The following is an 11,974-nucleotide window of genomic DNA, read 5'->3' as shown; positions in this document are numbered from 1 at the left end:
CAGCTCCCCTGAATTAGGGCTGGCCGTCCAATACCCCTCGCTTATACTTGCGGGTTCAGCTTTACATTTCTTAACATGTCAAAACGCGTACTGCTTTCGGGCGCAACAGGCCTGATTGGCGGCGAATTAATGCTTCTTTTGGCTGCGCGCGGCGTCTACAGCACTGCTGTGGTGCGCGCTGCCGATACGAACCAGGCCCGTGACCGTCTGCTGGATCGCCTGAAAAAAAGCGTCCTCTGGAAACCCGAATTTGCCGACATGGTGTCTGCCGAAGCCGGCGATGTGGTCGAGCCCGGTTTTGGCCTCAGCGCGGCAGTTCTCCAATCGGCCGATGTCATCCTGCATTCGGCGGCCAGTACCTCGTTCAAGCCCGGTGCCGGGGTTTATCCCATCAATCTCAAGGCCGCCGAGCATTTCTCCGGCATCCTGAAAGACCTGCGGCCCTCACAACGCGGTTTTTTTGTCGGAACGGCGGCCGTCACCACCGAGCCGCGCGGCGTGATCACCGAAGACATGCCGTTTGCCGGCTATGCCAACGATTACATCCGCTCCAAACGCGACGCCGAAACCCTGCTGCGCGGCAAAGGTCATCCCTTCGTGAGCTTGCGCCCGGGCATTGTGCTGTCGCGCGGCATTGACGACGCCAAGCTGGCCCGCAACATGTTGTGGTCCATCCCGGTCATGGCCGAACTCGGTGATGTGCCGCTGGATCCTTTGGGCAAACTCGATTTCGCACCGGTGGACTTCATCGCGGGCGCCTTTGCCGAAATGCTGCTCAAGGACGAGCTCCGGCACGATTGCTACCACGTGTCTACGGGCGAAGACTCCATGACGTTCGCGGCGCTGGCCGAAGAACTGAAAGCCAGCATGCCCGGCATCGGCAAGATGGTCATGCGCGGCAGGGACTTCGTGCCCACGCCGAAGTTTGCCCGCCAACGCTGGATGTTTGAAGCATTGCAGCCGTATTTACCTTTCCTGACCGCCGACGCGGTGTTCAGCAATGCGCGCCTGCGCACAGAAATTGGTGCGGCCGCTGTCGCGCCGGCGCCCATTAGCTATCTGGGTGAATTATTGGGGACTTTCAGCCTGTCGGACGCCGTCAGGCAGATGTACACGCCCTGAGGTACGAAAACAACGCGGCCGCTTTTGTAAAATGCCCCTACAGGCCCGAAGAGGCCGGCCGTCATATCGATGGTGGGACAATGGCGGTTCGCATTACATATTTACTGGTTCGTGATGAATTCTGACTTGATTAATCTTTTTGCCGAGACATTTGGCATCAGCGAAGAAAAACTGCTGCCGGATGCCACGCTGGAGAGCCTGGGCCTTGACTCCCTCGCGGTCATTGAATTCCTGTTCCAGATTGAAGACCAGTTTGGCATCCAGATTCCCGACCAGGCCAGCCCACCGCGCACCCTGGCCGAAATGGTCCAGCTGATCGAGCCATTGCTGCCATCGGGCAAGCCAGCCGCCTGAGCCCTGCGGGGGTCCGTCAGACTGCCATGCGTCGCGTAGCCATCACGGGTCTTGGCGTTGTTTCCGCCATTGGAACCGGTACTCCCGCATTCTTTGAGTCCCTGCTTGGCGCCCGCTCAGGCATCCGGGGCGTTGACATCGGCTTTCCCACCGGCACTGAAAGTGTGCTGRCGGGCGCCATCCAGTTCGACCCCGACCAGCATTTCCCCCGCGCCCGCCTCCTGACCATGGACCGTGTCAGCCAGTTCGCGGTAGTGGCCGGCCGCGAAGCCATGGCCCAGGCGGGATGGGGCGCAGCGGGTGATTTCGCACCCGAGCGTTTTGGCGTCTCGCTGGGCACGGGCAGCGGCGGCGCAGGATCCACGGATGTGGCCTACACGGCATTGCTCGAGCAAAAGGTGGCGCGCCTGCGCCCCATGACCGTTGTGCTGGCCATGAACAACGCCATTGCCGCTCACGTGTCGATGGAGTTCGGGCTGAAAGGCCCCAGCAGCACCGTTTCCAACGCCTGCGCATCTTCGGCCACCTCCATTGGCGAAGCCTTCCGGCAGATCCGCCACGGTTATGCCGACGCCATGCTGGCCGGAGGTTCCGAGGCGTTGCTGAACCGCGGCACCATCAAGGCCTGGCAAGCCATGCATACCCTGGCCAAGCCGCATGCCGACGGCGCCGAAACCTCGTGCCGTCCATTTTCGGCTGACCGCTCCGGCCTTGTGCTGGCCGAAGGCGCCGCCATGCTGGTCCTCGAGGAATGGGAAAGCGCCAAACGGCGCGGTGCCAATATCCTGGCCGAACTTTGCGGCTACGCGTCCACCACCGACGCGCATCACCTGACGCAGCCCGACGCTCAGGGGCAATCACTCGCCATGACACTGGCGCTGAAAGACGCGGGACTGCAGGCCGCCGATATCGGCTACCTCAACGCCCACGGAACCGCCACCGATGTCGGCGATGTCGTCGAAACCAGTGCGATCAAGCTGGCCTTCAGGGAACTGGCCCCCCGTCTCCCCGTCAGCTCCAGCAAAGGAGTTCATGGGCACGCCATGGGCGCAGCCGGTGCGATGGAATTTATTGCGAGCGTGATGGCCCTGCGCGCGGGACAACTGCCGCCAACGGCTTTTCTGGTAACCCCCGACCCGCGCTGTGACCTGGACTACATACCGCTGACCGCACGCGATGCCAAAGGCCTTCGCGCGGTGATGTCCAACTCGTTTGCTTTTGGCGGCTCCAACGCCGTGCTGGTCGCGAAATCAGCCTGAGGACGTGTAGCTTCTTCTGGAACCGGCCCCGCCCTCCGGACGATCCCATCGGATCAGCGCGTAGTGCGGATCTTTTTCACCAGGGCCGTCGTTGAATAGCCATCTACAAACGGAATCGCCCGCGCACTGCCGCCGTAGGCTTTGACCGCCGCCGTTTCCGCCAGCTTGTCCATGTCGTAGTCGCCCCCCTTCACCAACAGGTCGGGCTGGAGCTCCCGGATCAGTTCAAGCGGCGTGTCTTCCTCAAACCAGGTGACCAGACTTACTGATTCCAGCGCAGCCATCATGGCCGCGCGGTCGTGTTCGTTGTTAAGCGGCCTCTCCGGGCCTTTACCCAGCCGCCGTGCGGACGCGTCGGTGTTGAGCGCCACGACCAGGCTGGCGCCCAGAGCGCGCGCTTCGGCCAGGTAAGTAACGTGCCCGCGGTGCAGCACGTCAAACACCCCGTTGGTAAAAACAACTGGACGCGGCATGGACGCCAGCCGCTTGCGGGCGTCTTCGCGTGGGACGATTTTTTGCAGAAACGCGGCGGGGGACGGAGTGGGAGTCTCGGTGGGCATCACGGCACTTTAACGGAAGGCCTGGGCGACGACTTCAACCAGCAAGCCGCCATCGAGCTGCGCACCGATGACTGCGCGTTGCGGCCAGGCGCTGCTGTCTTCGCCAATCCAGTCGAGCCAGGCAGAGTCCAGCTGCTTTTTGTGCTGCATGTCCGAAAGGTATATCTGCACGCTGAGCAGCGAGGCACGTGAGGCGCCTGCATGCAAAAGGTGGACATCCAGCATGTCCAGGGTCTGCAAGAGCTGCCCGGCAAAGTCCAGGGAGGGGTCGCCGGCGTTGGCCACTGCAAACACCTGCGCGCCGCGCGCCACAACCCGGCTCCGCCCGCCTGACGCACTCGGCCAGCGGAGGTCCTGCATCAGGTGCCGGCGGGTGCCGGCTTGGCGGCAATCGAATCCGCCAGTTCCTTGGCGACTTCCTTGCGGTAACGATTGAGTTCCTGCACGGTCTTGAAGCTCTGGTTCAGCAGCAGGCTCAGGTTGTGCAGGATGCGCTCGACCACCTTGCCCTCCCACACTGCGTCAAACTTGATCTGCGTGTCGAGCCAGTGTTCCAGCCATTCGGGATTGGGCAGGCGGCTCTGAATGGTGTCGCGCGGAAACAGGCTCTTGTTCACATGCAGGTTGGTGGGGTGCAGCGCCTGGGCAGTGCGGCGTGCGCTGGCCATCAACACGCCTACCTTGGTGAAAGCGGACTTGGCTTCATTGCCGAAGTTGTTGATGGCACGCTTCATGTAGCGCAGGTAAGCCCCGCCGTGGCGGGCCTCGTCCTGGCTCAGCTGGGTATAAATCTGCTTGATGACGGGCTCGGTATGCCATTCGCTGGCGCGGCGGTACCAGTGGTTCAGCCGGATCTCGCCGCAGAAATGCAGCATCAGTGTTTCCAGCGCAGGCGCCGGCTCAAACTCGAAACGCACTTCGTGCAGCTCTTTTTCCGTGGGGGCCAGGTCCGGGCGAAAGCGCTTGAGGTATTCCATCAGCACCAGCGAGTGTTTTTGCTCTTCAAAAAACCAGATCGACATGAAAGCGGAGAAATCGCTGTCATCCTTGTTGTCGCGCAAAAACATTTCCGTCGCGGGCAGCGCAGACCACTCCGTGATGGCATTCATCTTGATGGTCTGGGCCTGCTCATCGGTCAGCTTGGAGGCGTCAAAGCTCGCCCATGGAATGTCCTTGTCCATGTCCCAGCGGACGGATTCAAGTTGTTTGAACAGTTCGGGATAAAGCATGAGAACTCCTTCGCAAGGGATACGCAGATAGATCTGCCTTGGATGCCCTCACAGGAGCACCCTGGGTTACTTGTAACGATTTTAGGCGGCTAATGTGACAACGGGCGACTTACAGGCCATTGACCGTCAAATCAGGTTAATTCGCCCCTCATTCCGGCGCGTTGGCCCACAAGAAGGCGCTTTTTTCACGCTATTGCCCCGTCAGAAGCCCCGCAAATTGGGCGAGAGGGTCAGAATTCGTGTTGAATCCACCACCGCGGAAGGGGCGTACCCTCAACACTGTTATGCCGCATTCACGGCAGCGCCAGAATGAATCCTTGAACGGCCCGATCACCAGCCAGCGAGTTTAGCCAATGACTGCCTCTGTCCTTTTCGCTCCTCTTCCCCGTCCGGCAGCACAACTCCTGGTGCTGGCCACGCTAACGGCCCATGCGTTGCTGGGCTCGCCGGGCGCGCTCTCTGCAACGCCACACGGCCCGCCATCTGCCGTAGCGCCTGCCAGCCCCACACCGGCTGCATGCCCCGCGCTGCTGCAGCAGACGTTTTTACGTCTGCAGGATGAAAAGCCCCAGCCACTCTGCCAATACAGCGGAAAAGTGGTGGTTGTGGTCAACACCGCCAGCTTTTGCGGCTTTACCCCGCAGTACCAGGGGCTTGAAGCGCTCTACGCCAAATACAAGGACCGGGGCCTGGTGGTGCTGGGTTTCCCGTCCAACGATTTTTCGCAGGAAACAGGCAGCAACAAGGAAATCGCGGACTTCTGCGAAAACACCTTCGGCGTGAAATTTCCCATGTTCACCAAGACCAGCGTGACCGGAAAGGACGCCAACCCCCTGTTCCAGAAACTGGCAGCCCAGACAGGCACCACCCCACGCTGGAATTTTTACAAATACGTCATCGCGCGCGATGGCCTCACCGTCACCAGCTTCAACTCCATGGCCGATCCGGCTGGTGGACCGTTTCTCAAGGAAATCGAGAAGCAGCTGGCCGCGAAATAACGGCCAACCAGCTGCGAAAGTGTGCATTTATGCAAAATTACCAATCAGTCACTATTTGACTAACAAGTAATTTTCCTTTTATGATGAGGGCATGCGCACTTCGCGGCCCTCGGGTCCACTTTTACCTTCCAGCCCCGGGCCACAGGCGCGGCCTGAAAATTTCAGGCAACAGCCCCTGCACTTTTTACGGTGCCTGCCCGCTGCGACGGGTCGCGCCAGGGGCGACAGCGCCAACAACATCCTTAACAAAAATTTACCTGCCAGCGGCTACCCATCCCGGGAACTCCATGGGAGCATGCAGACTCACACCCTGGCTGGCGCAATTTGCATTTGTTTGAGCAAGCTGCGCCGGCAAAAGAACAGTTTCATTGTTGCGAAGCCTTCTGAGCCGTCCAGGTTCAGCTGCAATCCCGGGGCGCTCCTCCTCCTCCCTCCCTCCCTCGTTCGCGCCGGGGCGCTTCGCAGCATTTTTATATTTCCGCCCCCTGCCGGGCTGGCCAGGACCGCGGCATGAGCCGCCCCGTCCGCGTTGCCATCGTCGGCTCGGGTATTTCGGGGCTCGCTACCGCGCACGCGCTTCAGGGACTCGCAGACGTCACCCTGTTTGAAGCCGGCGCCTATTTCGGCGGCCATACCCACACGGTCGACATCACGCTGCCCACGCCGGATGGGCCCGTGACACATGGTGTGGACACCGGGTTCCTGGTGTTCAACGAACGCACCTATCCCCACCTGATCAATCTGTTTGCAGAGCTCGGTGTGGAGACGGCACGTTCGGACATGTCGTTCTCGGTAAAAGTACCCGGCGCCCTGAAAGGGCGGGGCCTTGAATGGAGCGGCACCAGCCTGGGCAGCGTTTTTGCCCAGCGCGGCAACCTCGTGAACTGGAAATTCTGGCGGATGCTGGGCGACATCGTCCGCTTCAACCGCCTTACGACCCGCCTCGCGATGTCCGGCGCGGACGCCGAGATGCTGCAGCCGCTCGGCGACTTCCTGCGGAGCCAGAAGTTTTCCGGCGAATTCCGCGACTGGTATTTCCTGCCAATGATGGGTTGCATCTGGTCTTGCCCGACCGACCAGATGCTTCAATTCCCCGTGGCCACCATGATCCGGTTTTGCCACAACCACGGCCTGCTCCAGATCACAGACCGGCCCCAGTGGTGGACCGTTTCCGGGGGAGCACGCCGCTACGTCGACAAAATCATTGAAAAGATCGGCGACAAGCGGCTGAACACCCCGGTTCGCCTGATCGAGCGCGACACCCAGGGCGTGCGCATCGTCACCGATGGCCGCACCGAACAGTTTGACAAGGTCGTATTGGCCGCGCACTCCGACGAATCACTGGCGCTGCTGCGGGACCCTAGCAACGCCGAGCAGGAAGCACTTGGCGCCATCCGCTACCAGCCCAACCGCGCGGTGCTGCACACCGACGCCTCGGTGCTGCCGAAAAAAAAATCGGCATGGGCCGCCTGGAATTACGAGCGCGCACAGGAAGGCATTGCGGGAAGCGGTGGCGAATCCGCCCGCGTGTGTCTGCATTACCTGCTCAACATGCTGCAGCCCCTGCCGTTTGCCCAGCCTGTGCTGGTGTCGCTGAATCCGGTTCACGACATTGCGCGTAAACACATCATGGGCGAATTTGACTATGCACATCCGGTGTTCGACCTCGCAGCCATCCGCGCACAGAAAAGCGTGGCCGGGCTGCAAGGCCGGCAGCACACCTATTTCTGCGGCGCGTGGACAGGTTACGGATTTCACGAAGACGGGCTGAAGTCGGGCCTGCAGGCGGCCCGCCTGCTGCTGCAGGACACCTGGGCGGCTGCATGAAGGCCGGTATTTCACCAGCGCAGCCGCTGATCGGTTTTGGCGAGGTGCGCCATACGCGTCTTCGCCCGGCGCGCAATGCCTTCAACTATCCCACCTATTTCCTCATGCTGCCGATGCGCAGCCTGCAGCTGTACGGCAGCGGCGCCTTGCCGCGCAACCGCTGGGGCGCGCTGAGTTTCTTTGACAGGGACCACGGCGACGGCGGCGGCGACGCCCTGGCATGGCTCGACGCGTTGCTGCTGCGCGAAGGCGTGGAAGACGCCACCGGTGAAGTCTGGCTGCACGCCTACCCGCGCGTGCTGGGCCATACCTTTAAGCCGGTGAGCTTTTGGTATTGCCACCGTCCCGACGGAACACTGCGCGCCATCCTGGTCGAGGTGAACAACACCTTCGGCGAGCGCCACTGCTACCTGCTGGACGCGCCGCAGTACGGGCAAGAACTCAGGGCCGGCAAGGTGTTCCATGTCTCGCCGTTTTGCACGCTCGAGGGCGGCTACCGTTTTCGTTTCCTGCACATCGACAACGACGGCCTGAAAAAAACCACCGCGCGCATCGACTATGACGACAACGACGGGCCGCTTCTGGAAACCAGCGTCAGCGGAACGCTGGAGCCCGTCACCCGCGCCAGCCTGCGCAAGGCCCTGTGGCGCCATCCCGCCATGACGCTGGGCGTGGTCGCACGCATCCATTGGCAGGCCGCCAGGCTCTGGCTCAAGCGCGTGCCTTTTGTCCGAAAACCCAAGCCTCCCGAAACCTTTGTGACGCGATGAACATACTCCACACTTCCCCTGCCTCACAGGCATTCGGTATTCCGGGTGACGCCCCTGCGGCCGCGCGTACTGCACTCAACCTGTTGCGCCGCCTGAAGCACGGTTCACTGACGGTGTGCCTGCCCGACGGCTCGCTGCAGCGTTTTGGCTCCGGCGGCGCACCCACGGCCAGCCTGCACCTGCACAACTGGAACCCCTGCAGCGCCGCCTTGCGCTCAGGGGATATTGGTTTTGCCGAAAGCTACATCGCCGGCGACTGGACGACGCCGCACCTGACTGAGCTGATGCAGGTGTTCATCGCCAACCGCAAGGAAGTGGAAGATGTGATTTACGGCAGCTGGCTGGGCCGCCTGGTTTACCGCATCCGGCATTTGCTCAACCGGAACACCAAGGCCAACAGCCAGAAAAACATCCACGCCCACTACGACCTGGGCAATGCTTTTTATGCGCTCTGGCTGGACAGCACGATGAACTACTCGTCGGCCATTTTCGAGTCGCCTGAAACGCCCATGAAGGAAGCCCAGCACGCCAAGGTCCGCCGCGCGCTGAACATGGCCCAGGTCAAGCCCGGTGACCGTGTACTCGAAATCGGCTGCGGCTGGGGTGCGCTGGCAGAAATGGCCGCCACGGAATTCAACGCGGCTATCGTCGGCGTGACCCTCAGCACAGAACAACTCGCCTGGGCGCAAAAACGCCTGGATGGCCTGAAGGTACGCCGCGCAGAGCCGCCTTCAAGACGCGCGGCATACGCACAGGACAACGGGGCCAGCCATGACCTGCGCCTGCAGGACTACCGCGACATCGGCAAGACCACTCCTGATGCGCCCTTCGACGCCATCTGCTCGATCGAGATGGTCGAGGCGGTGGGCCGCGAATACTGGCCCGAGTATTTCCGGACCATTCACCGGCTGCTCAAACCCGGCGGCCACGCCTGCATCCAGAGCATCGTGATGGCCGACGGATTGTGGGAGCGTTACATCGCCTCCACCGACTTCATCCAGCAGTACATCTTTCCCGGCGGTTGCCTGCCCTGCCCGCGCGAGTTTCGTGCGCAGGCTGAAGCGGCCGGCTTCGACGTGGTCGACGAATTCGCGTTCGGCCAGGATTACGCGCGCACGCTCAGGCTCTGGCGCGACGACTTCATGGCCCAGGAGTCACGGGTGCTCCAGCTCGGTTTCGACAAAAAATTCATCCGCATCTGGGAGTTCTACCTGAGCTATTGCGAAGCTGCTTTTGCCGAAGCCAACACCAGCGTGGTGCAGTTCACGCTGCGCAGGCGCTGAGGCCGGCAGTGGCTAAAAACACCCTGGCTGCGGCAGCCGTACTGGTCACCCTGTGCACGGGCGCCCTGGCACAGCCGGCGGGCGATGCCAACCGCGCTGCGGCGTCGCCGGACAGCGCCGTCACCGGCCCGGCCGTTCCCACAGGCTCCCGGCCAGAGCTGGCAGAAGCGCTGCCCCAGGGCCGCCTGATCGGCAAAGGCCGCCTCACCGTGTGGGGCTTTGAGGTGTATGACGCGCGCCTTTGGGCACCGCCCGGTTTTGGCCCCGGCAGCTACGCGGGCCAGCCCCTGGCCCTGGAGCTTGCCTACCTGCGCGCTTTTGACGCGGCCGACATCGCGAGCCGTTCCCTGAAGGAAATGCGCCGCAGCGGGACTTTCAGTGATGCCCAGGCCGACCAGTGGAAACGCGACCTGCTGCGCGTGATTCCCGATGTCAAAAAAGGCGACCGCATCCTCGGGGTGCACCGGCCCGGCACGGGCGCGGCTTTCTGGATCAATGGCAAAGCCGGCGGGGAAATTCGCGACCCGGAATTTGCCAGGCTTTTTTTCGGCATCTGGCTGTCGCCCCGGACGTCTGAACCGTCTCTGCGCGACGCCCTGCTGGCCGGAGCGGCGAAGTGACTGGGCAGCGGCCTGGCGCAGCCGCAGGCGCCTTCAGCATGCGCAATGGCCTGGCGTATGGCCTGCTGGGCCTGCCGCTGGCGTTTGTGGCGCTGCCGCTGTATGTGATTTTGCCCAACCACTACGCGCGTGCGTTCGGCGTGCCGCTGGCCACCCTGGGCGCGATTTTGCTGGGCGCGCGCTTGTTTGACGCCCTGATCGACCCGCTTCTGGGCCGCCTCAGTGACCGGCTGTTTGCCCGCTCGGCGCGGGCGGTGCTGGCGCTCGGTGCCATTGCCGCCGTGGTGCTGGCACTGGGTTTTTCACTGCTGTTTTTCCCGCCCGTGCGTGCACCGGCCGCGCTCATTGCCTGGGCCACCGTGATGCTGGTGCTGACCTATGCGGCCTACAGCGCCCTGAGTGTGTCGCACCAGTCATGGGGTGCCATGCTGGGCGGCAATGAAGCGCAGCGAAGCCGCATCGTGGCGTGGCGCGAGGGCCTGGGCCTGGTCGGCGTCGTGACAGCTTCGATCACACCTGTCACGCTGGGGCTGCCTGCAACCACCGTAATCTTTTTTGTGGCGCTGGCAGCAGGCTGGCTGGCCTGGGCGCGTTCGCTCAGGCCCAGCACACGCCCCGCAGCAGCCAGACCTCACGGCCATCCTGCGCAATCGGCGGCTTTCGGGCTCTGGCTGCCGTTTGGGTCGGCGGCATTTCGCCGCCTGCTGGCCGTGTTCATGCTCAACGGTATTGCCAGCGCGGTGCCCGCCACGCTGGTGCTGTTTTTCATCCAGGACCGCCTGCAGGCGCCGCCGCACCTGGAGCCGCTCTTCCTGGGCAGCTATTTCCTGTGCGCAGCGCTGTCCATCCCGCTCTGGCTGGCCGTCGTCAGGCGGGTGGGCCTGGCACGCACTTGGCTGCTGGGCATGCTGCTGGCCATTGCCGTGTTTGCCTGGGCCGCGCAGCTGGGTGCCGGCCAGACGCTGGCTTTTGCCCTGGTCTGCGCGCTCTCTGGCGCAGCGCTGGGCACTGACCTGACGCTGCCCGGTGCGATGCTGGCCGGCGTGATCCAGGCCAGCGGCCAGTCGGGCCGGGCCGAAGGCGCCTATTTTGGTTGGTGGAACTTTGCCACCAAGCTCAACCTGGCATTGGCCGCCGGGCTGGCGTTGCCGCTGCTGGGCCTGTTCGGCTATGCGCCCGGTGTCCGTGACGCGGGCGCACTCAACGCGCTGGTCATGGCCTATTGCGTGCTGCCCTGCGCGCTCAAGCTGCTGGCCGCGGGCAGTCTCTACCTCTTCATCATCCGGCACCCTGAAAGCACCCCACCATGAATCACCCTGTTCCCCGAAACGGCTTTCGCCTTGCCCGGCTGGCGCCGGCTGTCGCACTGGCTGCCGCCATGCTGGCCGGCTGTGCCGGCCCCGAGATCACCGACTACGCCGCTGAAAAGCCCGTGCTCGACCTACGCCAGTATTTCAGCGGCACGCTGGACGCTTACGGCGTCTTCACCGACCGCTCGGGCAAGGTTGTCAAGCGCTTCACCGTGGTGATGAAGTGCAGCTGGCAGGGGCCGCCCGGCGCCGAAACCGGTGTGCTCGATGAAGACTTCACCTATTCAGACGGCACCAAAGACCGCCGCATCTGGACGCTCAGGCGCGGCGCCGACGGGCGCTACACCGGCACCGCAGCGGACGTTGTGGGGCAAGCCGCCGGCGAAGAAAAAGGCAATGCTTTCCGCTGGGGCTACACGCTCAAGCTGCCGCTGGACGGGCCAGGTGAAGCGGCAGGCGCGGGAGCCCAAAAGACGGTTGAGGTGCAGTTCGACGACTGGATGTACCTGATGAACGACAAGGTGATGCTGAACAAGGCCGAAATGCGCAAGTACGGCATTCGCCTGGGCGAGGTCACGCTCTCATTCGTCAAGCGCTGAACTGGTGACCTAAGTTAAGAAACAGGCTGTAACCCAATACTGA

At 62.7% G+C, this 11,974-nt stretch carries 13 protein-coding genes; 10 read left to right on the top strand and 3 right to left on the bottom strand.

Features of this window, described 5'->3' with window-relative positions:
• Positions 1-75 precede the first annotated feature (75 nt).
• The 3 genes from AC1D0Z_RS03205 to AC1D0Z_RS03195 all read left to right on the top strand — a co-directional run bounded on the left by AC1D0Z_RS03205 (position 76) and on the right by AC1D0Z_RS03195 (position 2,735).
• Complete coding sequence (locus AC1D0Z_RS03205; RefSeq protein WP_477656795.1) at positions 76-1,122, top strand: SDR family oxidoreductase; 1,047 nt, start codon at positions 76-78, stop codon at positions 1,120-1,122.
• Between the two features lie 114 nt (positions 1,123-1,236).
• Positions 1,237-1,476, top strand: a complete 240-nt coding sequence (locus AC1D0Z_RS03200; protein ID WP_457282434.1) for an acyl carrier protein — start codon at positions 1,237-1,239, stop codon at positions 1,474-1,476.
• 26 nt (positions 1,477-1,502) lie between these two features.
• Positions 1,503-2,735: a beta-ketoacyl-[acyl-carrier-protein] synthase family protein gene (locus tag AC1D0Z_RS03195; protein ID WP_477656794.1), complete on the top strand. Its 1,233-nt coding sequence runs from the start codon at positions 1,503-1,505 to the stop codon at positions 2,733-2,735.
• Between the two features lie 53 nt (positions 2,736-2,788).
• Here the strand turns inward: AC1D0Z_RS03195 and rfaE2 are convergent, their stop codons facing one another.
• The 3 genes from rfaE2 to AC1D0Z_RS03180 are packed head-to-tail and all read right to left on the bottom strand — an operon-like array spanning position 2,789 to position 4,524.
• Positions 2,789-3,295, bottom strand: a complete 507-nt coding sequence (gene rfaE2 / locus AC1D0Z_RS03190) for a D-glycero-beta-D-manno-heptose 1-phosphate adenylyltransferase (RefSeq protein ID WP_477656793.1) — start codon at positions 3,293-3,295, stop codon at positions 2,789-2,791.
• A gap of 9 nt (positions 3,296-3,304) precedes the next feature.
• A complete protein-coding gene (locus AC1D0Z_RS03185; RefSeq protein WP_477656792.1) occupies positions 3,305-3,607 on the bottom strand; it encodes a Rid family hydrolase in 303 nt (100 codons plus the stop codon).
• A gap of 47 nt (positions 3,608-3,654) precedes the next feature.
• Positions 3,655-4,524: a ferritin family protein gene (locus AC1D0Z_RS03180; RefSeq protein WP_477656791.1), complete on the bottom strand. Its 870-nt coding sequence runs from the start codon at positions 4,522-4,524 to the stop codon at positions 3,655-3,657.
• A 353-nt stretch (positions 4,525-4,877) separates the two neighbouring features.
• Between AC1D0Z_RS03180 and AC1D0Z_RS03175 the strand changes: the two genes are divergently transcribed.
• The 7 genes from AC1D0Z_RS03175 to AC1D0Z_RS03145 all read left to right on the top strand — a co-directional run bounded on the left by AC1D0Z_RS03175 (position 4,878) and on the right by AC1D0Z_RS03145 (position 11,931).
• Positions 4,878-5,522 (top strand): glutathione peroxidase, encoded by a 645-nt coding sequence (locus tag AC1D0Z_RS03175; RefSeq protein WP_477656790.1) that lies wholly within the window; start codon positions 4,878-4,880, stop codon positions 5,520-5,522.
• 510 nt (positions 5,523-6,032) lie between these two features.
• A complete protein-coding gene (locus tag AC1D0Z_RS03170; RefSeq protein WP_477656789.1) occupies positions 6,033-7,349 on the top strand; it encodes an NAD(P)/FAD-dependent oxidoreductase in 1,317 nt (438 codons plus the stop codon).
• Positions 7,346-8,119 carry a DUF1365 domain-containing protein gene (locus AC1D0Z_RS03165; protein WP_477656788.1) on the top strand — a complete coding sequence of 258 codons (774 nt, stop codon included), beginning with the start codon at positions 7,346-7,348 and terminating at the stop codon, positions 8,117-8,119. The genes AC1D0Z_RS03170 and AC1D0Z_RS03165 overlap by 4 nt, the downstream gene beginning before the upstream one ends.
• The gene (locus AC1D0Z_RS03160) at positions 8,116-9,402 is read left to right on the top strand and encodes a class I SAM-dependent methyltransferase (RefSeq protein ID WP_477656787.1); all 1,287 of its coding nucleotides are present in this window, start codon (positions 8,116-8,118) and stop codon (positions 9,400-9,402) included. The genes AC1D0Z_RS03165 and AC1D0Z_RS03160 overlap by 4 nt, the downstream gene beginning before the upstream one ends.
• Positions 9,403-9,410: 8 nt before the next feature.
• On the top strand, positions 9,411-10,022 hold the full coding sequence (locus AC1D0Z_RS03155) for a chalcone isomerase family protein (RefSeq protein WP_477656786.1): 612 nt from the start codon (positions 9,411-9,413) through the stop codon (positions 10,020-10,022).
• Positions 10,023-10,060: 38 nt separating this feature from the next.
• Positions 10,061-11,332: an MFS transporter gene (locus AC1D0Z_RS03150; protein WP_477656785.1), complete on the top strand. Its 1,272-nt coding sequence runs from the start codon at positions 10,061-10,063 to the stop codon at positions 11,330-11,332.
• Positions 11,329-11,931: a DUF3833 domain-containing protein gene (locus tag AC1D0Z_RS03145; protein WP_477656784.1), complete on the top strand. Its 603-nt coding sequence runs from the start codon at positions 11,329-11,331 to the stop codon at positions 11,929-11,931. Before AC1D0Z_RS03150 ends, AC1D0Z_RS03145 begins: the two co-directional genes overlap by 4 nt.
• Positions 11,932-11,974: the final 43 nt, after the last annotated feature.

The organism is Polaromonas sp. P1_E3 (genome assembly GCF_056405935.1).
The sequence above is the reverse complement of the archived record's forward strand: the minus strand, read 5'-3'. Positions and strand labels throughout refer to the sequence as shown.

Excerpts from the sequence above, each read along its gene's own strand:
- AC1D0Z_RS03205 (WP_477656795.1), top strand. The coding sequence starts at position 76 with ATGTCAAAACGCGTACTGCTTTCGGGCGCAACAGGCCTGATTGGCGGC.
- AC1D0Z_RS03200 (WP_457282434.1), top strand. The coding sequence starts at position 1,237 with ATGAATTCTGACTTGATTAATCTTTTTGCCGAGACATTTGGCATCAGC.
- rfaE2 (WP_477656793.1), bottom strand. The coding sequence starts at position 3,295 with ATGCCCACCGAGACTCCCACTCCGTCCCCCGCCGCGTTTCTGCAAAAA.
- AC1D0Z_RS03180 (WP_477656791.1), bottom strand. The coding sequence starts at position 4,524 with ATGCTTTATCCCGAACTGTTCAAACAACTTGAATCCGTCCGCTGGGAC.
- AC1D0Z_RS03175 (WP_477656790.1), top strand. The coding sequence starts at position 4,878 with ATGACTGCCTCTGTCCTTTTCGCTCCTCTTCCCCGTCCGGCAGCACAA.
- AC1D0Z_RS03170 (WP_477656789.1), top strand. The coding sequence starts at position 6,033 with ATGAGCCGCCCCGTCCGCGTTGCCATCGTCGGCTCGGGTATTTCGGGG.
- AC1D0Z_RS03165 (WP_477656788.1), top strand. The coding sequence starts at position 7,346 with ATGAAGGCCGGTATTTCACCAGCGCAGCCGCTGATCGGTTTTGGCGAG.
- AC1D0Z_RS03160 (WP_477656787.1), top strand. The coding sequence starts at position 8,116 with ATGAACATACTCCACACTTCCCCTGCCTCACAGGCATTCGGTATTCCG.
- AC1D0Z_RS03150 (WP_477656785.1), top strand. The coding sequence starts at position 10,061 with ATGCGCAATGGCCTGGCGTATGGCCTGCTGGGCCTGCCGCTGGCGTTT.
- AC1D0Z_RS03145 (WP_477656784.1), top strand. The coding sequence starts at position 11,329 with ATGAATCACCCTGTTCCCCGAAACGGCTTTCGCCTTGCCCGGCTGGCG.